Origin of the sequence: Paenibacillus sp. FSL R5-0486, assembly GCF_037975155.1 — a bacterium.
GTDB classification, from domain to species: Bacteria; Bacillota; Bacilli; order Paenibacillales; family Paenibacillaceae; genus Paenibacillus; species Paenibacillus amylolyticus.
In genome coordinates, this window is record NZ_CP150237.1 from 2767430 (window position 1) to 2789583 (window position 22154).

Sequence of the window (22154 nt, forward strand, 5' to 3'; positions counted from 1 at the left end):
CATCCTAATATTCGATAAAGGAGAATGGAAGCGATGAGAAAAATGATATTTTTGAAAGCGCTTAAATTTGTTTTGATGATAACTTTGTTAGTTCCTTTGTATTGGGCGGCTCCATCTGTCCATGCGGCAGAAGGGGAAAATACCTTGATTCTGAGTCATGATTTTGAAGATGGCACGGTCCAGAGCTGGAGCGGACGCGGTGAAGTAGAAACGCTTCATGCAAGCGCCGTTGCAGCTCGTACCGGAGATTATGGACTGGAAGTGAGCGGGCGTGCTATGACATGGCATGGGCCAGCGTTGGATGTGACAGAACTTTTGGAGGTGGGACAGACGTATGTGTTCACTGGCTGGGTGAAGCTTCCGGCGGGAGCGTCCAGCACAAACCTTAATATGTCTTTACAGCGTACCCTGCCAGATACAACACATTATGAAAATTTAACATTCGGTACCGCATCCGCAGGCGGATGGACCAAGCTTACTGCACAGTTTAAAATGCTGGAACCAGCGAATCAGTTATCGGTTTATTTTGAAGTGCCAGACCGTGCCACAGCTTCTTTTTATATGGATGATTTCCGATTGGAGAAGCTGCCAGATCTCGGACCCATTGTGATCGAAGAAGACATCCCTTCCCTACAGGATGCTTTTGCGGGCAAGTTTCGAATTGGGACGGCCTTCACGAACAATGAACTGCTGACCGAACCGGACAAGCAACTGCTTACGAAGCATTTTGATAGTCTGACACCAGGCAATGTTTTGAAATGGGACAGTACCGAGCCGCAAGAGGGTATGTATAATTTCAGCGGGTCGGATGCCGCAGTTGCTTTTGCAGCAGCGAACGGACAAGAAATACGCGGGCATACCCTCGTTTGGCATACACAAACTCCGGATTGGGTATTTCACGATGCCAACGGCAATCTGGTGAGCAAAACGGTGCTGTATGAACGGATGCAGCAGCATATTGAGACGGTAATGGAGCGTTATCAAGGCCAGATCTACGCTTGGGACGTTGTGAATGAAGTCATTGATGCCTCCGAGCCGGATGGGCTGCGGCGCAGTCTGTGGTACCAGATTGCCGGGGAAGAATATATTGAGAAAGCATTTGAATTCGCCCATGCAGCCGACCCGGATGCCAAGTTGTTTATTAATGACTACAATACCCATGAGCCGGCCAAAAGCCAGGCCCTCTACAATCTGATCACTCGCCTTCAAGCCAAGGGTGTGCCTATTGACGGAGTCGGCCATCAAACACACATCAGCCTCTTTTATCCAACCCTTTCGGAAATTGAGAGTTCCATTGTCAAATTTAAGGCGCTGGGCCTCGAAACACATATTACTGAGCTTGATGTAAGTGTATATTCCAATGATTCGCAATCTTATGATATCTTCCCGGAAGAACTGAAGACACAGCAGGCGGCGCTGTACAAGTCCCTGTTCCAGATCTTTCTGAGGCATACGGACACAGTCAAAAATGTTACCCTGTGGGGCAAGGATGATGCCAATACCTGGCTACGAACCTTCCCGGTCGCTCGCAACAACTGGCCGCTGCTTTTCGACGAGCGACTCCAGTCCAAGCCAGCCTATTGGTCCGTATTAGAGACGGTCCAGGTCGAGGCAGTACCAGCCGCTCCCCAGAATCTGACCGCCACTGCGGTTAGCGACAAAAGCATCAATCTAAGCTGGAGTGCATCTGCAAGTGCGACCTCCTATACGGTAAACAGGTCGCTGACAGCAGCCGGACCGTATACATCTGTGGCCGCTGTATCGGGAACAAGCTATAAGGATATGGCGGTATCTGCTGGAACCACCTACTACTATGTGGTGAATGCTATTAACAGCATTGGGAAGAGTGTGAACTCCGTTCAAGCTTCCGCAAAGGTCCAGGGTGGAGGGCCGCCAGAGCCTGCTGGCAATCTGACTCTAGCCTATCGTGCAGGGGATACAAATCTGCTCGATAACCAAATGAAACCGCAGTTTGTCATTCACAACAACGGTACCTCCGCAGTTAGCCTGAATGAACTGACAATTCGTTACTGGTATACAGTGGACGGGGAGAAACCACAATCCTTTTTCTGTGATTATGCACAGCTTGGAGGCAGTCAGATCAGCGGCAGCATTGTGAAACTGCCTGCACCTGTTCCTGGAGCGGACCATTATCTGGAACTGAAGTTCGGTACCGGAGCAGGCCTGATCCCGATCGGAGGAACCTCTGGGGAGATACATACACGGTTGCACAAAGCAGACTGGTCCAATTACAGCGAAGGGGATGATTATTCCTTTAACCCGCTGCAGACCTCTTTTGCCGATTGGACCAAGGTAACTCTTTACCGGAACGGCGAGCTTGTCTGGGGAGTGGAGCCTATATCCTAATTTGCTAAGTCGTTATATCTAGCCTAGCCGGAGATCCCAGATCTCCGGTTTTTTTAATGCAATAGAACAAATCTGTGTATCTCTATCCCTTCCCTGGCAACTGGTATCACATATCCATGCGAATGAGCCCGGCCCCGGCCGAAGCGGGGGAACTGATGGTATAATGATCTCAATAATTGCAGGAGGAGCGCTGAGGGGATGACAAAGCCCGACTGGAAGACCTTTTTGCCGCATAAGCTCAGGTATCGGCTGTTTGGTGCGTTTGTGGTGTTGATTCTGCTGCCATTCAGCGTACTTAATGTCTACAACTATGGACAGATCGAATCTCTGGTTGAGCAAAAAATCAGCGAACAGAGCCACGAGCAACTGGTGCAGATGTATGGTTCTCTGGAGGACCAGATGAGTATTGCATTCAAAACCCTGATTTTTCTGGAACAGGATTCAGCCGTAAGAAACGCCCTGACTTCTCCAGACAATCGTTCTCCGCTTGAGAATAAGTCGTTGGTGGAAGAGAAGTTCAAGATGATCAACAACAGCTTTTTTCTATATAATCCTTCCGTGTACTTCACGCTGTTAGATTTTCATGATAACGTTTACACTTCGTATTTGCCCAAAAAAGCTCTGGCCTATGGCCCTTATCGGGAACAATTTCGCAAGCATCTTGGAGAAATGACCTTCATCAAGGGCAACACTGATTCAAACTCGTTTCCATCAGAAGAGTTGCTCTACCGCTGGGATGCCCGGGATACCAACCATGTCCTGCGGGAGCTATCCTCCAGCCCGTATCTCTTGTCCCTCTATGCGTATATGAAGGACAGTGGCGGCAAAAGGTACGGAATGGCACGGATCAGCATCGATTATTCGTACTGGTTTCAGTCTATGCTGAAGGATTCGCAGAGCAATCAGGAGTATTTCCTGATTACTGGCAATGGGGAAACGATTGCCCGCTCGTCCGAAAAAGCGGTACTTTCCCCAGACGTGACCCGGGAAATTGCACTTCATCCGGCAGAGGCCTATCTGACGGATAATGATTCAGATACGCTGATTAACTACGTATACATCGAGTCACTGGACTGGTACATGGTAAATCGTATTCCACTAGATGTGTTGTTTACGGAGATATCGGGGCTTAAGCAACGATATTTTTTAACGTTTTTTGGCTTCACAGCAGCATTTGTGCTCATGGCCTTTATGATCTCGGCGACGTTCACTCGGCCTTTATCACATCTGCAGAACCAGATGAAGGAGGTTGTACGCAAAAACCTCAAGGTCCGTATCCCTGAAGGCCGCAGCCGCGGAGAAGTGCTGGAACTGACCCGTACGTTCAATACGATGCTGGATGATGCCAATCAGATGATCAACAGACTCAAGGCGGAGGAACGCCAGAAGGAAGCGGTACATTTTCATATGCTCCTGGCCCAGATGAATCCGCACTTTCTCCTGAATACATTGAATACAATGAAATGGAGTGCGATCCGTAGCGGGAATGAAGAGATTTCCGAGATGTGTGTTTCCTTGGGCAAATTACTGGAGGTCAGCCTGAATTCACAGGTCGAATTGGTATACCTGAAGGACGAGATTGAGTTGGTTCAAGCCTACCTTCATATCCAGCGGATTCGTTACCGTGATAGCTTTGAGGTGACTTGTGAATTTGACGAAAAACTTGAGTATGCGCTCGTGCCCAAGCTGAGCTTGCAACCACTGGTGGAGAATGCCATTCACCACGGTGTCGGGCCACTGGAGCAGCTTGGTCAGATCCGCATCGGAATTTACAGGCAAGACACAGGAAAGCTGATGCTGGAGGTGGCAGACAACGGAATTGGAATGGAGGAATCCCGGCGTCAGCAGATGACCCGCACACGTCCGGGAATTGGTCTGTCTAACCTTAAGGAACGATTGCGATTATTGTTCAAAGGCCAAAGTGAACTTGAAGTGATTGATACCAAGCCGGGGACATTAGTGAGGTTCAGCATTCCTTTTTTATTGTCGACGCCTTACTTACAGAAGCGATCAGACTAGGGCGTGTCTGAAAACTCCGAAGGAAGCAGATTTTGCTGAATTTTCGTTCCGAGCAAGGAAGTTTTCCGCAGGCGTGCCGAGGCACGTCAAGGGAAAGTGACGAAGCATGGGGCGAAAAGGCGGTAAAAGATGCACTTCGCGAGTTTTGAGAAACGCCCTACGACTGGAGAGGGGAATCTGGCATGTGGAAAGTATTACTTGTAGAGGATGAGGTATTCGTACGAGAGTCGGTGAGAGAGATTATTTCCTGGGAAGAGCTGGGCTTCACGGTCATTGGGGAATCCGGTAATGGGACCGAAGCGCTGGCGATGATTATACAGGATACACCGGATCTGGTACTGACCGATATTGTCATGCCAGGTATGGATGGTCTGGAATTACTCAAACAGACCCGTCAGGCCGGGTTAAAAACCAAATTTGTCATGCTCACCTGTATGGGGGAGTTCGAATATGTACGCCGTGCAATGGAATACGGGGCTTCCAATTATATCTTGAAACTGTCCATGAGTGTGAATTCACTGCGTGATACACTCCGTAAAGTAAGTGCAGAACTGGGAGCTTCGACTGAAGCCCGGACAGAGACAGATCATCATCAAGTGCCACCTTCCACACCGGTTCTCACATCAACGCCTGTTTCGCCTGATTCTCTTACGGTCTCTTCTGCGCCCCAGTCTGATACGGATCTTCCATTTACACCTGTTCGTGAGCCGATTGTGAAACATCCGGAGATTAGCAAAATAATTCAGTATATCGGGCAGCATTACGACCAGGACATTACCGTCAAATCCATGTCACGATATGTGATGATGGGCGAGAATTATGTGAGTGCTCTGTTTAAAAAGAAAACCGGCCATACCCTGATTCATTACTTGCATGGGGTACGGATGGAGAAAGCGGCTGAATACTTGCGCGAGACGGACCTTCCTGTACAGGAGATTGGTCACCGGGTAGGGTTCGGAAGTGATAATTATTTCATTAAAATATTCAAGCGTTGGACCGGTTGCACGCCCAGCCAGTATCGCCATCGTTCGTGACTCACAGGATGAGTAGAAGGAATATGTGTACCGAGTGCTCAGGCAAGCACAAGTAAATCCGTATTTTTGTTCAATCCGAATCATGGATATGTATCTTATGAACCCAGCAAGGTCCCTGCTACGATGTAACGGAAGGTACACTTCAATTCAGGGAGGTCATGTGACCAGATGAGAATCAAAAAAGGATTAACGGGATTAATCGTAGGTGCGCTGATGCTGGGCTTGCTTGCCGGCTGTGTAGGTAAAAATGAGACGAACGGTGGAGATAACGGAGGTGGAGCGGCAGGGGGAAAAGTGAAGCTCACCATGTGGGGCGCGGTGCCGCCCGAGAATGGTCCACAGGAAGTGGTGGATACCTGGAATGCGGAGCATCCTGATATTCAGGTGGAATATGTGCGGTTTGTGAATGATGATGATGGCAACCTGAAGCTGGATACGGCGCTGTCCACCGGGCAGAACGTGGACCTGTATGTCAACTATACCCTCACAAATCTGGATAAACGCATCAATGGCGGTACGGCACTGGATCTGGGCGAGTTCACCGACTACAACATTGATGAGAAAATGGGTGAAGATGCGGCTTCCTGGAAAGTGGACGGCAAATATTACGGGATGCCAACCAAGAAAAACGCTGCCTTCTTCGCTTTAAATATGAAAGCGCTTGATCAGGCCGGACTGAGTGTACCAAAAGCCTGGACATGGGATGAAGCTCGTGAATATGCACTCAAACTGAAGGCTGCTGGCTTCAAGTACGGATTGGTGCAGCATACCGCTTCCTATGTAGATCCGCTCGATTCCGTTCTGGTGAAGAACGGTTATGTTAAGGCAGACGGTACTTCCAACCTCGATGATCCACTCGTTACCAAATGGCTGGAGACGTTGAACGGAATGATGAAGGAGGATGCAACCACCCCTCCGCTCGGAGAGCAGCTGACTTCCAAAATGCCGGTGGAAAACATGTTCCTTGGCGGTGAGTCTGCCATGATTAATATCGGCGAATGGCTGATCCGCACATCAAACAATATGACCGAGTTCCCTCGGGATTGGAAAATTGCCTTTGCCCCTGTACCGAGACTGGCTGCACAAGAAGCAGATATGGTGAAGAGTGGAGGACTTGGTGACTTTATTGCGATTAATTCCAAGTCGAAAAATAAAGAAGCCGCATGGGAGTTCCTGAAATGGTACGCCGATGGGGGAATGATGCCGATGGCTGCGGGTGGACGTTTGCCTTCCTCCAATGCGGTTGATCAACAGACTGCGATCGATCATCTGCTGGGCGATTATGCCGATTCTTATGATAAAGAGTCTCTGGAATTTGTGTTGTACGGTGACGAGACACCTACGTTTGTCCGTAGCATTGCGCAGGAAGTGGTCGATCTTCGTGCACAGGAGTATGAAAAGTTCTTCCTCGGTAACCAGACTGCCGAAGTAACGGTACAGAACATGGTCAAACGCCATAATGACTGGCTGAAGCAGAATCAATAGGTTGCAAAAGCAATGAGTCCAAAGGCCGTCCCAATGGGGCGGTTTTTTCTATATAAGCAATAGAACAATTCCATGTTGTTTCCCTCCCGAAAGTCACTGCCGAAATACATATATCTGTGATATCAGGTACAGGGTTATGTTCCTTAAATGTTAGAGGACATCTTGTTATGCTTAATTCCAGAACAGATGTTAAGGAGTGGGGGAGCATATGCATAAATCCTGGATGAAACGGCAGAGCAGACTCGGGTATCTGTTTATTGGGCCCAATATGATTGGCGTGCTGTTGTTTTTTATTATACCGGCTGTCTATTCGTTCTATCTCATGTTCACTGATTACAAATTCATGAGCCCGGAGACGAATTTCGTCGGGCTGGACAATATCCGCCGGATGTTGAATGATGATCTGTTTGGCGTGGCGCTGCGAAATACATTTGTATTTCTGTTAGCGGTTCCGGTATCGATGGGGTTGGCATTTATCGTGGCGGTGGCGCTGAACAAGTCGGTGTATTGGCAAAAAACGCTTCGTGCCCTCTATTTCATGCCCTATATCACCAGCGGCGTTGCCATCGCTTTTGTCTGGATGCTGCTGTTCCAGCCAACATCGGGGCCCATTAATGGCTTCTTGCGGGGGATCGGTATTACGAATCCACCCGGATGGTTATCAACAACCGAATGGTCCATGTATGCGATTGATATCATCTGGATCTGGTTCATGTTGGGTTACAACATGATTATTTATCTGGCCGCTTTGCAGGAAATTCCGGAGGAATTGGTTGAGGCTGCACGGATAGATGGAGCCCGTCCTTGGCAGACGATACGCCAAGTGATCTGGCCGCTTGTGAGTCCAACGACCTTTTTGCTACTGATTACGGGGCTGATTATGACGATCAAAAACTTTGGTATCATTCAAGCGATTACCCAGGGTGGGCCGGGGAACAGCACAACCGTCCTGTCACTTTTTATCTACCAGAATGCCTTCCGATATTACGAGATGGGATACGCTGCCGCCATAAGCTGGGCACTCTTTGCCATCATCATGATATTCACTGTTTTGCAGTGGCTCGGTCAGAAACGTTGGGTTCACTATTAAGGAGGGGAGGGATCGTTATGGAGAAACAAATTGCCGCGAATGCGAAGCCCACAGCTCCACATTCACCTAAAGTTAAAGTCCGCATGGAGTCCTTGAGCCAGATTCGAAAAATCATATTGACACTTCTGATGTCCGGGTTTGCTTTGCTGATGATTATGCCGTTTATCTGGATGATCAGCACGTCGTTCAAATCTCCTGCGGACGTATTCACCTATCCCATCCAGTGGATACCCTCCAGCCTGAACTGGGAGCATCACATTAAGGTTTGGAGTGGAGCGGATACCTTTGCGACGTATTATCTGAACTCGTTGAAAATATCGCTAATTAGCACGGTCGGAGCTGTATTTCTCTCGGCTTTTGCAGCCTATGGCTTCGCACGGATTCAATTCAAAGGCCGGGAGACACTGTTTCTGATCTATCTCTCGATGATGATGGTGCCACCGCAGGTACTCTTTGTACCGAAGTTCCTGATGTTTGAATGGGTAGGCATATATAATACGCATTGGGCATTGATCCTGCCCGGAATGTTCACGATCTTTGGGGTGTTTATGCTGCGGCAATTCTTCCTGTCCGTGCCTTCAGAGATCTCGGAAGCGGCGTTCATCGACGGTGCCGGTCACCTGCGCATATTCTTCAGGCTGATTCTGCCCTTGGCGAAGCCAGCGCTGGCTACACTGGCCATTATTGATTTCTCCTGGCACTGGAATGACTATGAGAATGCGCTTGTGTTCCTGATCGACAAAGACTTGTACACCGTTCCGCTCGGACTGCAGAACTTTATTCTGGAGAATAATGTGGATTACAACGGCATGATGGCCGCTGCCACGGCAGGCATTATTCCGATGATCATCGTTTTCCTCGTGGGTCAGCATTATATCATTCAGGGCGTGGCCGGAAGTGCCGTGAAGGGCTGAAGCTGCTGTCACTGTGATCCCATATAATAACCCTTTTGCTGAACGAAGAGATTTTCGCGGCAGAAGGGTTTTCTGTTGAAAGGGAGAGTAACTTATCTTGCACGATACAATAGTTCAAACTTCGTATATAATTAACAATGACATATGATGCTGTATGACTACATAACTATCGCGAGGTGCACTAGACTTATGCCAACCATCTACGACTTTACCGTAACCAGAACCAGTGGAGAGCGTTTCCCACTCTATCAATATGAAGGAAAACCTGTGCTCATCGTAAACACGGCAAGTAAATGTAAATATACGCACCAGTTTGATGACATGCAGAAGCTGTATGACCAGTACAAGGATCAAGGACTTCAGATTATTGGTTTCCCGTGTAACCAGTTTGCAGAGCAAGAGCCTGGAAGCAGTTCGGAAGCGGAGTCCTTTTGCCAGATTAACTATGGTGTGAAATTTCCGATGTTCTCCAAACTGGATGTGAATGGAGAAGCGGCGCACCCGCTCTACGACTTTTTGAAAAGATCAGGGCCTTTTGCTGGCTTTGATGAAACAGATATACAGGCCAAATTATTGAAATTAATGGTGGCTGAGAAGGCACCGGAATGGTTACACGGCGATGCAATCAAATGGAATTTCACGAAATTCCTGATTGATGCAGAGGGTCGTGTGGTCAAACGCTTCGAACCTATCGACTCCATCGACGAGATTCAAGAAAGTATTAAACAGATTCTATAATTTCACTTTCATATATCCTACAGGGGCATGACACAAATCGTTTCCCTCTTCCGAACAGGAGGTGCATGAATGTGCCGAGCATGATGCAATTTAGTGCTTCACTGGAGTATAGTTACCGATCCACCAGCATATTTAACCCAGGCAAGTCAGATGGATTCCACTCACATCCACATTATGAGATTTATTATTTTCATGATGGAGAATGTACCTACATCATAGGAGACCGGGTATATAACCTGGAGCCGGGTGATCTGGTGTTAATGCATGGCTTGACTCTTCATCGACCACATCCGAAGCCAGGCAGTGCTTATGAGCGAAGCACACTGCATTTTGATCCGTCTGCCATTCGCAGCAGCCTGCATCCGGACCGTATGGCTGAGGTCCTGAGACCATTTGAAGAACTCAGAAATTGCCGGGTCAATCTGAAGGGAGATAACCGCTCTGAATTCGAAGCTCTATTGCATGATCTTCATCGTCTGTCTCAAAGTCAGAGCAATTTCAGGCAAGAGCGAATGAATGTCAGACTGTGTGATCTGTTGTATTTTGTAGCAGAGATCTGCCAGGGTGATGTCCAGGAACAACTTCCCTCATCGGAGAGGGAGCGGCATGTCCAACACATTATTCGTTATGTGGATACCCATTATATGAAGGACATTGGTCTGGATGATCTGGCACTGGAATTACATCTGTCCAAGCCATATCTGGCAGGCATGTTTAAGGAAATGACAGGTTTGACGATATTTAAATACCTGTATGACCGTCGCATCAATCAGGCGAAGCTTTTGTTTCAGTTTCAGCCTGAGATCACCGTGACAGAAGCAAGTCGATTGTCCGGTTTCAAACGCCTTTCGCATTTTAGTCGGATGTTCAAACAAAGTGTGGGATGTTCGCCTGATCTGTACCGTACCCAATTGCATCGCCAATCATAGAAGTCGTCTTTGAGCTGACCAGCTTGTCTGGTTGGCTTTTTTTGTTGATTATCGTTTGAGGAATGCATACCACTGTGTTTAGAGGACACGCAGAACAGGTAAAGAAAGGTAATGAACCCAGAGGAGGCGAATATGAATGAAACAGCGCACACCGGATCAGAATAACAGCGATACCCATCAGGAACAATCCCGTGACAATCCTGAACAATATAAGACAGAGCACGAAAGTCTGCTGGACCGACATGAAGAAGAACAGACTGTAGATCCAATTCCGATGGAAGATCTGAATATGGAAGCTCAGGAAGAGAAGAATAAAGATCAGACAAAAAGTAACTCGTCTACGGAAGAGAAATACCGGGCGGATTATCGTAAAAAGACGGGCGAAGGATAATTTCAATTGCTGTATTGGGCAAACTTGTTGAAATGTTTTCAGTGAATGTATATTTAGTGAAAATAAATTAGTTTGTTGACTAATGTATGTTACTATATTATAGTTACTGTGTTGGCAATTGAAAAAAAATTTTGGGAGGCGAATAAGAATGACAACTTTTTTTGATGCGTTGAAAAACAGAAGATCTTATTATGGAATCAGCAAGGAATCTACAATTTCGGATGCTAAAATCCAGGAAATCGTAGAAGAAGCGGTGAAATATACACCAACTTCCTTTAACTCACAAACATCCCGTGCCGTTGTATTGCTCGGTGAACAACATGATAAATTGTGGAATCACACAGAAGAAATTTTGCGTGAAGTGGTAGGTAATGAAGAAGCCTTCAAATCCACAGCAGAAAAAATGACTGGATTCCGCAGCGGATATGGTACGGTTCTCTTCTTCGAAGATAACAATGCGATCGCACAGCTTCAACAAAATTTTGCAGCTTATGCAGATAACTTCCCAATCTGGGCTAACCAATCCAACGGTATGTTACAACTGGTAATCTGGACTGCTCTGGAACAAGAAGGTCTGGGTGCATCTTTGCAGCACTACAACCCGTTGATTGACGAGAAAGTGAAGCAAGAATGGAGCATTCCTGAGAACTGGAGATTGATCGCTCAAATGCCATTTGGTAAACCAACGGCAGCACCGGGTGAGAAAGAATTCCAACCAATTGAAGAGCGCGTAAAAGTACACAAGTAAGCTTCGCATTTCCCAACATTTAACCACATACGGCCTCGCTTCAATTTGATACGATGATAGTTGATCGTAATCCAATGAAGCGAGGCTTTTTAATGTGAATAATAGATTAAAAGACATAACGAACCAACGGATATGGAAAACGGTTTTATGCGGGTTATTAACACTTGGATCGGTGGCTGGATACAGCTCTACCGTTCAGGCCGCAACCGTGCAGCAACAGTTTCAGGATACGCACACCAGTTACGCCAAGGATGCCATTACACATCTGGTGGCAAAAGGCATTGCTGCCGGTACGTCAGAGACTACGTTTGAACCGAAGAAAGCCGTTACTCGTGCAGAATTTGCGACGTTTGCGGTGAGATTACTAGGTTTGAAGCCCGTTAAAAATAATATTAATCCCTATCAGGATATAAGCATGAATGCTTGGTATTACGGCAATGTTGCCGCCATGACGAATCTTTTTATTTTGGAGGGTAAGGGTCAGGGAACGTTCCAGCCTAATGCTTCTATTACGCGCGAAGAAGCGGCTGCCCTTCTTGTTCGAATGTTAAAACAACAACCCGTAGAGACATCACTCTTATCTTCAACGTATTTTGACGCAGCGGATATCTCGGACTGGGCACGTCCTTATGTTCAGACGGTATATCAACTTGGACTAATGCGGGGAAGCGGAGGCGTGTTTCGACCACATGACCAGGTAACGCGAGAAGAAGCAGCCGTAATGCTCGATGCCATTTTACAAAAGAAAACATGGTCTGAGCAGTTACAACGTGGGGATGAACTTGGCGTTCAGCTGGGCTGGCAATATAACTCCACTACAACTGAATTCAAGAAACAAGTGGAACAGTCTGAGGTCAACACACTTGTCCCACGCTGGTTTTTCCTGAACAGCAGTATGAAAGTAACAGATCACGCGGACCCTGCATTGATCTCCTGGGCATCCGCCACCGACAGGCAGCTATGGCCATTACTTGGGAATCGTTCCGATTCGGCACTTACCCATCAGATGTTATCCAGCTCAGCCAACCGAGCGGCAGTGATCTCACAGGTAGCCGCTTATGTCAAAACCTATAAATTGGACGGCATTAATGTGGACTTCGAGAATGTTGATCCTGCGGATCGTGAAGGGCTGACGGCATTTGTGACCTCTTTGACGGCTACGTTGCACGCACTCGGTGCTGTGGTGTCCGTGGACGTTTCGCCCGACCTGGGTACTGATTGGACGGATGCATTTGATTATGCCAAACTGGGCGCTGTATCAGATTATATGGTGCTGATGGGATACGAGGAACACTGGAACGGTGATCCGAAAGCAGGATCAGTGGCGTCTCTTCCATGGGTAGAAAAGGCTTTGGATACCATGCTCTCCGAGGTGGTACATGCCAAAACAATTTTGGCCCTTCCGTTATATACACGAGACTGGTCTTCCGAGAATCCGGCAACCAGTTCTTGGGACATTACACTGGCAGACCAGGGAATGCGTGCGCATGCTACGGGATCTGTAAGACGATGGGATGCAAGTCTGGTTCAATATATTATCGGGTACAACAGTAATGGTAAGCCAAGATATATATGGGCAGAGGACAGTCGTTCGTTATCAGCCAAAGTGTTAATGAGTGAGCAACGGCAAATTGCTGGACTGGCTTACTGGTATATGGGCGGCGAAACAGCGGATGTATGGAACGCCATCTCGAATGCATCGCGATTTGAATCTTATAACTTCTAAGTAATCATAAATCTTATAGGCCCAAACTCACCGTGATTCCTACGGATGGTTTGGGCCTGTTTATTTTGGTATAAGATAAGGAATATGAGGAATCGTTTAAGCTTGGCTGAACGGTTTAATGTATATAAGGACAAACTGTTTAATTAAATTAGATAAATGGAAGTTCAGGAGGAGAAGGAGCATGCGAGAGGTTGATTGCATAATTGTAGGTGGAGGGCTCGCAGGGCTTCAGGCAGCCATTCAGCTTGGACGTTATTCAGCTCATCAGGTGTTGGTAATCGACGCGGGAGAAGGCAGATCGACGTTATGCCGGACTTATCATAATATCCTCGGTTTCCCCGATGGGGTATCCGGTGAAGAGCTTAGAGAACGAGGCAGGATGCAGGCAGAGCGGACCGGTGTATCTTTTGAGAAAGACCGTATTGTTAAAGCAGGACGTCATGGAGAGATGATCCAATTGTTCGGTACTTCAGGAACTGAATATAGGAGCAAAACCGTGTTATTGGCAACGGGGCTCACGGATAGAGTTCCGGACATTCCGGGACTAACCCCTACGCTGGGCCGAACGGTGTATGTCTGCCCTGATTGCGATGGTTATGAGATTCAGGATCAACGTACGGTACTATTGGGATCTGGCGAACCAGGTGCCAATATGGCGATGATTTTAATTCAGCGTACGAATGATCTGTTATATATCAATCATGAGCAGGCTCCCATATCTGCAGAGCTGCATCGGAGCATGAAAGAGGCGGGAGTTCGTTATCTGGAAGCGGCTGTTCAGGAAGTACAACAGATTGAGGATGGCCATATCACCGGTGTTCTGACCGAAGATGGGCAGATTTTTGAGTCGGAGCGTGGATTTATCGCATTTGGAGGCAACCGGGTACACTATGAACTGGCGGAGCAGCTGGGAGCTGTAATCGCAGATAATAAACATGTGGAAGCCGATCCGCGCAGCTTGCAGGCAGCGACTAATGTGTGGATTGCCGGGGATCTGGGCCTGCACGCAGAACAAGCAACCGTTGCGATGGGTGAAGGTTCCATTGCCGCGATCTGGATTCATAAGGCGTTACAGCAGATGACCAAGGATTCACGATGAATTTCACCTCCAACTATGAGGTTGATTATTCCATTGCTCATTACCAAAAAAGTCCTCCCAAGCCATGCATGTGGCAGGAGGACTTTTTGAGCTATCTTTTGCTAGGGAGAAAAGGATTACGCTTATTTGTCTGATGAATCCTTTGACTTGGAAGAAGACGTCTTGTCCTTCGAGTCATGGGAGAAGTCTTTGCGAATGTTGTCCACGATATCACCAACCACGCCTTCGATCATATCGGTTGGTCCGGGATTATTTTTGTCTGGATGGATAACGGTATTCACTCCTGGTTCAAGTTCATCATTTGTCTTCTCATGTTTGGTTTTATCACGCATGGGGAATCCCTCCTGATTCGATATTGTATAAGGTGTTCATTAACATATCCAAACACCGTTACGTATATGTAAACGATTAACCACTGTAGTTCTTTTGAAACGTGTACTTGCTCATATATAGAAGATATATACAGAATTGAACGTACTGATTAAACTTCTGCAATACGTTTATATTATAGATAACCAATGAGTATTAAGTTTAAAGCTTGAAACCAATAAATAACTATTATGCAGGAGGTTATTCAAATGAATGAAGAAAATCATGTAATCCATAAAGATGGCCAAGTATCAACTGACAAGGTGGACAATGCAATTGAGAAGATTGCGCCGGAAGAAAGAGAACAGATTTTACAGAACTTTGATGCATTCAAAGAATACCTGGGTAAGCGAATTGCCATGGGAGAATCGATTGGACTAAGTGAGGAGCAGATGGCCAAAATTGCCGAGAAAGTAGCGGATTATCTGGCAGCTCGGGAGGAACCCCGTAATCGTGAAGAAAAACTGCTTCAGGAGTTGTGGAATGTTGGCAAGGAAGACGAACGCCACATGTTGGCTCATATGCTCGTTCGTTTGGCGCAAAGCTCCACACCCAATCATTAAGATTAGCGTCTATGCGTAAGCATAAGAAATACTTTGACCAGGTCTTCAAACCTGCCAAAAACCTGCCAAAAACCGGAGCGTAACTCTTGAACGTATCTGGAGGAGGCCATAGAGCGGGGAGCGCTAACGAACCTGTGACGTCTTATTCAAGGGTTTGAAAGTCCCGTAGCAATCTAAGGAATCTGACACACGTTATATTGGTATAAACAGCCGTTAATAGCGTGTTTTCAGGGAATTTTGGCAAATAACGTGTCTCATGTTCCTTACAAAATAAAAGGACCGCCAGAAGACCAAATAAGATGTCCTCGATTCCTTAGTTATCTGGACACAGACATCCTTCAACGTATCACTTGCCTGAGTTTAAAAAACACACCCTAGTAAATAACCTCTGAATGGCGATGCCTTCAGGGGTTATTGCCGTTTACGGAGAATACAGACAGGAGTGATGACGCACATTGTAACTATTTTTAATCTGGCTGATACTTTTATAATCCCTGTTCGAAGTATGATAGGAAAAGAAAGAACGTTGGAATCGATAGTTCACATGAGCGTTTGAGAAGCAAGACTTCCGGTTAAGGAATAGTAACGTTCATATTAAGGAGAGATGTTACCTATGAAGAACGCGACAAAACAATGGAAACTAGGAATGATCGGTGCAGTTGTTGCTTTACTTGGTATGATTGTGCTGACTACATATTTACTTACCCCTGCGAATGCTCAAGGTAGTACGGACGCTCAACAAACTTCTGCGAAAGAAGCTCAAGTTGCAAACTCCGAGATGTTTACAGCCTATGTTGAAGGTATGCATATAGAAGACGGCAAATTGTTTATGACAGTGGACAAGATTGGCTGGTATCAGGGTGAAGAGGCCGATGCGATTTTTGCACAGCGCAATCCGGAAGCAGGTATAGACGGTGCTCCAGATGGTTACTATATTGTCAACGATAGCAAAGAGCAGGAACAAGTTGAGGTTAGTGCCAATGCTGAAGTATTGATGCAGTTGTATGATCGGGATGGTACGATGCAGGGCGCAGACATTCAGTGGAATGAACCTGTGGCATTATCCAAGTTCGAATCGTTGTATGAGAATACCCGTATTCTTGATCTATCCGTATTCCCGTATCATCTGACGGTGCAGAACGGAAAAGTTACTAAAATTGTGCAACAATACATCCCATAAAATAAGATGAAATTCATCATCAAGCATTCCTCCTGTTCATTGGAACGGTGAGGGATGCTTTTTGGTTATGACAAATTCATGAAAGCGATTGTAATTAATGGTAGGTACATGTATCATTATTGGAATGGCGTTTTTACATAGTTCAGGAGGAGCCTCATGCTTAAAGACATGATTGCATTAACTAAGCCCGGACTTCTAAGGTTAAATGTGTTTGCGGTGGCGGTAGGATTCTGGGTAGCTTCAAAATGGGATATCAACTGGTTATCTCTGCTCATGGTCGTGATTGGATCAACTTTGGTTATTGCTTCAGCTTGTGTAATCAACAATTATTGGGATCGTGAATTGGACCAAAAGATGGAGCGCACCAAAAAAAGGATGGATTACATTAACCATCTGAAGCCAGGGTTTGTGCTTGGCTATGGCATTATCCTAGGTGTTGTGGGAGTAGCAGTACTGTATCTCCTGGTGAATCCGTTATCAGGGTGGATGGCACTGCTTGGATGGTTCGCTTACATCGTGATTTACACGATGTGGTTGAAACGCAGTTCAACGTGGAGCACGTCGCTCGGTGGAATTGCCGGAGCGATGCCGCCTGTCATCGGTTATACGGCTGTAACCAATGAGATTGATGCAGGTGCCTGGTTGCTGTTTGCACTATTATTCTTGTGGCAACCACCACACTTCTGGTCATTGGGTATTCGCCGGGTAGAGGAGTATCGCGCTGCGGGCTTCCCGTTGTTGCCAGTGGTTAAAGGGGTGAAACGCACCAAGTTTCAGATGATTCCTTATGTTTTTCTGCTGCTTCCTGCTGTATTTCTGTTGTATTATTACGACTACGTAGGTCTGGTATTTCTGATTGTATCTTTGGTCGGTGGACTGATCTGGTTTGTGCATACACTTAGCGGACTGAAGACACAGGATGATGAGAAATGGGCAAAAGTGAACTTTCTGATCTCGGTTAATTATCTCATGCTCGTATTTATTGTTATGGTAGCGAATACGGTATGGTCTTAATTAGACGATGAACAGATCATTTTCAGAGAGATTTTAGCTTAAGCTATATAAATTGAACTAAACATTTACACAAAACGGAGAGGACAGAAAGAAGCTGAAGAAGCGAAAGCGTTCGCCTTTATCCCCGGGTTTTCACCTTTGTTAAAATGATTCGAAAAATCCGGGGATAACAGCGATCGGAAGGTTGTTCTGTCATCGAAGTGTCCAGTGGAAATATGCTTTAGTCCATTTTTTATAACAAGCTGCAAAGAATGAAAAAGCACACGATGGAATAGCGTTTGGACAACCTTGAGTTGTTACAACATATTCTCTGGGGTGCTTTTTTGGTATAATAAAACAATTGAATCATATAAGTGGAATTTATAATGCAAGATGGGAAGTGACAGCATGAGCAATTTGGAACAGGCCGTGCAATGGAGACAAGAAGGCAAGGTGCAGGAAGCGATTGAACTACTGCAAGAGATTACAGTCCAGGAACCCGAAAATGCAAATGTCTGGTATCAGCTGGCTTGGGCACATGATTCGCTTGGATTGGAGCGGGAAGCTGTCCCGCATTATGAGAAGGCACTAAGTCTTGGTCTTTCTGGTGAGGACAGAGCAGGGGCAATACTCGGGCTGGGCAGCACATATCGAACGCTTGGACAGTATGAGCAGGCAAAGGTTTGGTTTGAAAAAGGGATGAAAGAATTCCCGGCGTACCGGGAATTTGAAGTTTTCTATGCCATGGTGCTCTATAATCTGGGTGAACATGCAGAAGCGATGCAAAGACTGCTCGTGCAACTTGCGGACACATCAAGTGACAAGAGAATCAATGACTATAACAGAGCAATCCGTTACTACGCAGATCAGCTCGATCGGGTGTGGGAATAGATCGAATACACAGAAAAGGGAGAGATGGATGAATGAACTCCAATCAAGATCTGAAACAGGTAAATGAAAGGTTGGATCAAATTGAGCAGAAGCTGGATAGATTGGGAGAGAGCCAACAGGGCAAACGCTCACCTGGCGTGCGCTTCCTGATTGGTTTTGGCATCACGATTGCGATTATATCTGTACTGTTGCTGACTCTTGGTGTTATCCAATTTGTGAGTAATGTGAGTAATGGATAGAAAAAGTCGATCATGACGACAGGTAGTGAGTTCTCCAAATTTACATTACCTGGCCGAGCCACTGTTGTACCTCTTCAATGAAACGCCGCGTAGCTGGCGATAGATTGCCCAAAGATGGGCAGGCCATGCCAATTGTACGATAAGGATCTCCAGAGAGTGGCACGAGCGCGAGTGAATCGGTATGATTTTGAAGAACCATTTCCGGAAGCAGGCTGATACCGAGGCCATTACGGACCATCGCCATAATGGCTTGATCCTCGGCTACTTCATAGACGACATTGAGCTTGGCCGCATGCTGCCGGATCAGTCGTTCAATCTCGTTATCTCCGCCCCACTTGGGCAGAATAAAGGGTTGTTCCAGTAAAACATCAAACGAAACAGACTCCTCTGAGGCGAGAGGATGATCCAGAGGCAGGATGCACATCATCCTGTCTTTTTGTAATGGGATCGTCTCAAAAGGTGATGAATCGCCGAGGGATAGAAATCCGAGATCGATGGCACCTCCAGCTAGCCAGCCCTCAATCTCAGCATAATCGCCTTCCCACAGCTTAATCTCAATTCCGGGATGACGCAGGCGAAATTGTTTCAGGATGCCCGGCAACCATTGTGTGGAGACACTTGCGAAGGTACCAATACGCACCGTACCAATCTCAGCGCCGCGAATGAGGGAGATTTCCTGGTTCATGAGTTCCGTCCAGCGCAGAATCTCACGTGTGTATCCCAGAATGCGTTCCCCTTCAGCGGTAACCCGTACACCTGAGCGGCTGCGATGGAGCAGGGAAAAACCACATTCTGTCTCCAGACTGGCGATGGCATGGCTGACTGCGGATTGGGTGATGTTTAACGCTTCTGCCGCTTTGGTGAGACTGCCATATTCCACAACGGTATTCAAAATTTCGTATTTGATCAGTGACATGAATGGTTCCGTTCCTTCCCATTTTTAATGCATGAGTTTATTTCATATAATCCATTATAAATATTCATTTTAATAATGCAAAGAGATGGTTTATACTTGCCAAGGCGAGTTAGTTTGACGCACGATCACACAGATCAGAATACATAGAATGAAGGTTGAAGCAAGATGAATGGTGTACAGGTTAGTCAAGGTCAGACAACAAGAAGAGCGGACATACAGATGCTGCTCGCAACGGTTATATGGGGATCTTCCTATCTGTTTATGAAATCGGGTCTGGAGTCCATGCAAGAATTGAATCTGGTCGCATTTCGTTTTGGAATTGCCTTTATTGCGGCAGGGATTCTTTTTCATCGGCGGTTGTTTAACATGGATCGCAGAACACTTGTGGCAGGCGCTATTATGGGGACAGCTTTATTCGCTGCATTTGTATTCATCACCTATGGTGTGCAACGAACCACGACATCCCAAGCGGGATTCCTAATAAGTTTGGCCGTTATTTTTGTACCGATCCTGACGACGATCCAGCATCGTCGTATGCCGGATAAACGATTGACACTCAGTATCCTGGTTGCCGTTACCGGGCTTGGCTTGCTGACGCTTCAGCATCAGCTTAGTCTGCACACGGGAGATATTCTCTGCATACTAGCAGCACTTGTGTATGCCATCTATATAATGATTGCTGGCAAGTTCACACCGAAGCACGATCCGTTAACATTGGGGACAGTTCAATTGGGTGTTGCAGCGATGTGGGGAATTGCAGCTACATTTATGCTGGAAACGCCACGTATGCCCGATACGGCTGAATCCTGGGCAGCCATTCTTGGCTTAGGTGTTTTGTGTAGCGGCTTGGGGTACATTCTGCAGACACTCGCGCAGCGCCATGCCTCTCCCACAAGAACAAGTCTGATTTTTTCACTCGAACCACTGTTTGCAGCAGCCTTTGCATTTACCTTTCAAGGGGAATCGCTAACGTTGCAAGGGTATGCGGGAGCAGCTTTGATGTTGGTTGGTGTTCTGATCACAGAGATCAAACTTCCACAGCCTATCTTCTGGCGCAGAAAACGCCCGGTTTTACAGTCGGAACTCGGCGATCAGGGAGCACCAGGCGTATAATTGGCGGACAAAGGGTCCTTTCGTCATCTTCTATGGAAGGTGGGGAGAGGGCCTTTTTTGGTTATGTCGCACACCTTGTGAAACAGATAAACTACTACCTAACAAAAACAGAATAACATAACCTTGTTTTGTTGATTTTTGTTTTTTATGCTACACTGAATGGAAAATTAGGAAAAACGGGTGAGTAGGATGGCCAAAAGAGTAACGATGCAGCAAATTGCGGATGCTGCGGGGGTATCCAAATTCGCAGTCTCCCGTGCGCTGACGGGCAAGCCTGGTGTGAGTGAGCATACACGCGAGATGATTGTCAGAACAGCGGGGCAGCTCGGGTATTTCAGAACTGAGCCTAAGCGTTATCCGGGGGAGACACAGATATCAACGGAGATGAAGCCAGAAGCGGAGCGACAAGGCACCATATTGATTTTGTTCCCCAACATTCGTTCTCAGAATCGAGCTTCCTTATACTGGGGGCCTGTGTTTGATGGCATTTCTGAGAGGTTGAATGAGAAGGGGATGGATATTTTAACGCTGACAGAACCCTCTTCAGATCGGATGTTCTCGGTCCTTAATCCCGAAGCAATCAGCGGAGTCATTACCGTGGGCACCATCTCGACATCGGTATTGCTGGAGATTTACAGACTGCGTATTCCGCTTGTCATGGTGGATCATGAAGACCCTGCCATATACGCAGACTCGGTTTTTACGGACAATATGAAATGTATGAAAGAACTGGTTCTCATGCTCGTTGGTAAAGGGTATAGAAGGTTCCAGTTTGCCGGGCAACTGCCCGATGCAGCAAGTTTTAGAGAACGCTGGCTTGGATATCGTATGGTGCTGGAAGAGAAACAGTTGGAGGGGGAACAGCAAGACGGCTTGCTGGGACCAGAGTATGATCAGATCCGGAGATCCATTGCTGAAATGGAGCTGGAGGATATCCCTGAAGTTATCGTGTGTGCAAATGACCATACAGCTGTTATTGTCATTCAGGCACTCCAAAGTCGAGGCATTCAGGTGCCCGAACGTTGTGCCGTAACCGGATTTGACAATACGCAGACGGATGAACCCATTCTTGCTTCGGTACATATTAACAAAGAGAATCTGGGAACGAGATCAGTAGACCAGCTATTGTGGCGGATCAAACACCTGGATGAACCTTATGAACGCAAGCTGATCTATTCGGAATTAATTATTCGTGATGAATATAACGCCAGTATACTGTAATGGGATATGAATTTACGGGCTCATTTTAACAATGATCATACGGGTAAATGAAATCAGGTGAAAGACATGGAGAGGTTAGAGCTTCATGTCTTTTTGTTATGCAGAGATTGTTTAACAAATTAAATCACA

21 protein-coding genes are annotated in these 22154 nt (G+C 46.6%); 19 read left to right on the forward strand and 2 right to left on the reverse strand.

The window, feature by feature from the left end:
* Nucleotides 1-33: 33 nt before the first annotated feature.
* From MKY01_RS12645 to MKY01_RS12700, 12 genes are all read left to right on the forward strand, one after another.
* Nucleotides 34-2367, forward strand: a complete 2334-nt coding sequence (locus tag MKY01_RS12645) for an endo-1,4-beta-xylanase (protein WP_339286510.1) — start codon at nucleotides 34-36, stop codon at nucleotides 2365-2367.
* Between the two features lie 198 nt (nucleotides 2368-2565).
* Nucleotides 2566-4386 (forward strand): sensor histidine kinase, encoded by a 1821-nt coding sequence (locus MKY01_RS12650; RefSeq protein ID WP_339286511.1) that lies wholly within the window; start codon nucleotides 2566-2568, stop codon nucleotides 4384-4386.
* Nucleotides 4387-4568: 182 nt separating this feature from the next.
* Complete coding sequence (locus tag MKY01_RS12655; RefSeq protein WP_282321739.1) at nucleotides 4569-5420, forward strand: helix-turn-helix domain-containing protein; 852 nt, start codon at nucleotides 4569-4571, stop codon at nucleotides 5418-5420.
* A 168-nt stretch (nucleotides 5421-5588) separates the two neighbouring features.
* Nucleotides 5589-6905 (forward strand): ABC transporter substrate-binding protein, encoded by a 1317-nt coding sequence (locus MKY01_RS12660; protein WP_101313877.1) that lies wholly within the window; start codon nucleotides 5589-5591, stop codon nucleotides 6903-6905.
* Nucleotides 6906-7113: 208 nt separating this feature from the next.
* Nucleotides 7114-7995 carry a sugar ABC transporter permease gene (locus MKY01_RS12665; protein ID WP_036670532.1) on the forward strand — a complete coding sequence of 294 codons (882 nt, stop codon included), beginning with the start codon at nucleotides 7114-7116 and terminating at the stop codon, nucleotides 7993-7995.
* 83 nt (nucleotides 7996-8078) lie between these two features.
* Nucleotides 8079-8909 carry a carbohydrate ABC transporter permease gene (locus MKY01_RS12670; protein WP_100528989.1) on the forward strand — a complete coding sequence of 277 codons (831 nt, stop codon included), beginning with the start codon at nucleotides 8079-8081 and terminating at the stop codon, nucleotides 8907-8909.
* A gap of 189 nt (nucleotides 8910-9098) precedes the next feature.
* Nucleotides 9099-9647 carry a glutathione peroxidase gene (locus MKY01_RS12675; protein ID WP_047842608.1) on the forward strand — a complete coding sequence of 183 codons (549 nt, stop codon included), beginning with the start codon at nucleotides 9099-9101 and terminating at the stop codon, nucleotides 9645-9647.
* Between the two features lie 65 nt (nucleotides 9648-9712).
* On the forward strand, nucleotides 9713-10576 hold the full coding sequence (locus MKY01_RS12680; protein ID WP_047842609.1) for an AraC family transcriptional regulator: 864 nt from the start codon (nucleotides 9713-9715) through the stop codon (nucleotides 10574-10576).
* Between the two features lie 136 nt (nucleotides 10577-10712).
* Nucleotides 10713-10967: a hypothetical protein gene (locus MKY01_RS12685; protein WP_282321738.1), complete on the forward strand. Its 255-nt coding sequence runs from the start codon at nucleotides 10713-10715 to the stop codon at nucleotides 10965-10967.
* Nucleotides 10968-11115: 148 nt separating this feature from the next.
* The gene (locus tag MKY01_RS12690) at nucleotides 11116-11715 is read left to right on the forward strand and encodes a nitroreductase family protein (protein ID WP_074094703.1); all 600 of its coding nucleotides are present in this window, start codon (nucleotides 11116-11118) and stop codon (nucleotides 11713-11715) included.
* 94 nt (nucleotides 11716-11809) lie between these two features.
* Nucleotides 11810-13441, forward strand: coding sequence for an S-layer homology domain-containing protein (locus tag MKY01_RS12695; RefSeq protein WP_282321737.1), 1632 nt, complete (start codon nucleotides 11810-11812; stop codon nucleotides 13439-13441).
* A 181-nt stretch (nucleotides 13442-13622) separates the two neighbouring features.
* On the forward strand, nucleotides 13623-14540 hold the full coding sequence (locus MKY01_RS12700; protein ID WP_282321736.1) for an NAD(P)/FAD-dependent oxidoreductase: 918 nt from the start codon (nucleotides 13623-13625) through the stop codon (nucleotides 14538-14540).
* 122 nt (nucleotides 14541-14662) lie between these two features.
* Here the strand turns inward: MKY01_RS12700 and MKY01_RS12705 are convergent, their stop codons facing one another.
* Nucleotides 14663-14872: a hypothetical protein gene (locus MKY01_RS12705; protein WP_282321735.1), complete on the reverse strand. Its 210-nt coding sequence runs from the start codon at nucleotides 14870-14872 to the stop codon at nucleotides 14663-14665.
* A gap of 246 nt (nucleotides 14873-15118) precedes the next feature.
* Here MKY01_RS12705 and MKY01_RS12710 point away from each other — a divergent pair, with 246 nt between their 5' ends.
* The 5 genes from MKY01_RS12710 to MKY01_RS12730 all read left to right on the forward strand — a co-directional run bounded on the left by MKY01_RS12710 (nucleotide 15119) and on the right by MKY01_RS12730 (nucleotide 18775).
* Nucleotides 15119-15472, forward strand: coding sequence for a DUF3243 domain-containing protein (locus MKY01_RS12710; RefSeq protein WP_036609024.1), 354 nt, complete (start codon nucleotides 15119-15121; stop codon nucleotides 15470-15472).
* 613 nt (nucleotides 15473-16085) lie between these two features.
* Entirely contained in the window at nucleotides 16086-16652 is a 567-nt protein-coding gene (locus MKY01_RS12715; RefSeq protein WP_282321734.1) for a hypothetical protein, read from the forward strand.
* Nucleotides 16653-16808: 156 nt separating this feature from the next.
* Nucleotides 16809-17666, forward strand: a complete 858-nt coding sequence (cyoE, locus tag MKY01_RS12720; RefSeq protein WP_282321733.1) for a heme o synthase — start codon at nucleotides 16809-16811, stop codon at nucleotides 17664-17666.
* Nucleotides 17667-18053: 387 nt separating this feature from the next.
* Complete coding sequence (locus tag MKY01_RS12725; protein WP_127546157.1) at nucleotides 18054-18536, forward strand: tetratricopeptide repeat protein; 483 nt, start codon at nucleotides 18054-18056, stop codon at nucleotides 18534-18536.
* Nucleotides 18537-18568: 32 nt separating this feature from the next.
* Nucleotides 18569-18775, forward strand: a complete 207-nt coding sequence (locus MKY01_RS12730) for a hypothetical protein (RefSeq protein WP_282321732.1) — start codon at nucleotides 18569-18571, stop codon at nucleotides 18773-18775.
* A gap of 40 nt (nucleotides 18776-18815) precedes the next feature.
* On the opposite strand, the gene MKY01_RS12735 is transcribed toward MKY01_RS12730, so the two are convergent.
* Nucleotides 18816-19691, reverse strand: a complete 876-nt coding sequence (locus tag MKY01_RS12735) for a LysR family transcriptional regulator (RefSeq protein ID WP_282321731.1) — start codon at nucleotides 19689-19691, stop codon at nucleotides 18816-18818.
* A gap of 165 nt (nucleotides 19692-19856) precedes the next feature.
* Here MKY01_RS12735 and MKY01_RS12740 point away from each other — a divergent pair, with 165 nt between their 5' ends.
* Nucleotides 19857-20804 (forward strand): DMT family transporter, encoded by a 948-nt coding sequence (locus MKY01_RS12740; protein WP_282321730.1) that lies wholly within the window; start codon nucleotides 19857-19859, stop codon nucleotides 20802-20804.
* A 189-nt stretch (nucleotides 20805-20993) separates the two neighbouring features.
* The gene (locus MKY01_RS12745; protein WP_282321729.1) at nucleotides 20994-22025 is read left to right on the forward strand and encodes a LacI family DNA-binding transcriptional regulator; all 1032 of its coding nucleotides are present in this window, start codon (nucleotides 20994-20996) and stop codon (nucleotides 22023-22025) included.
* Nucleotides 22026-22154: the final 129 nt, after the last annotated feature.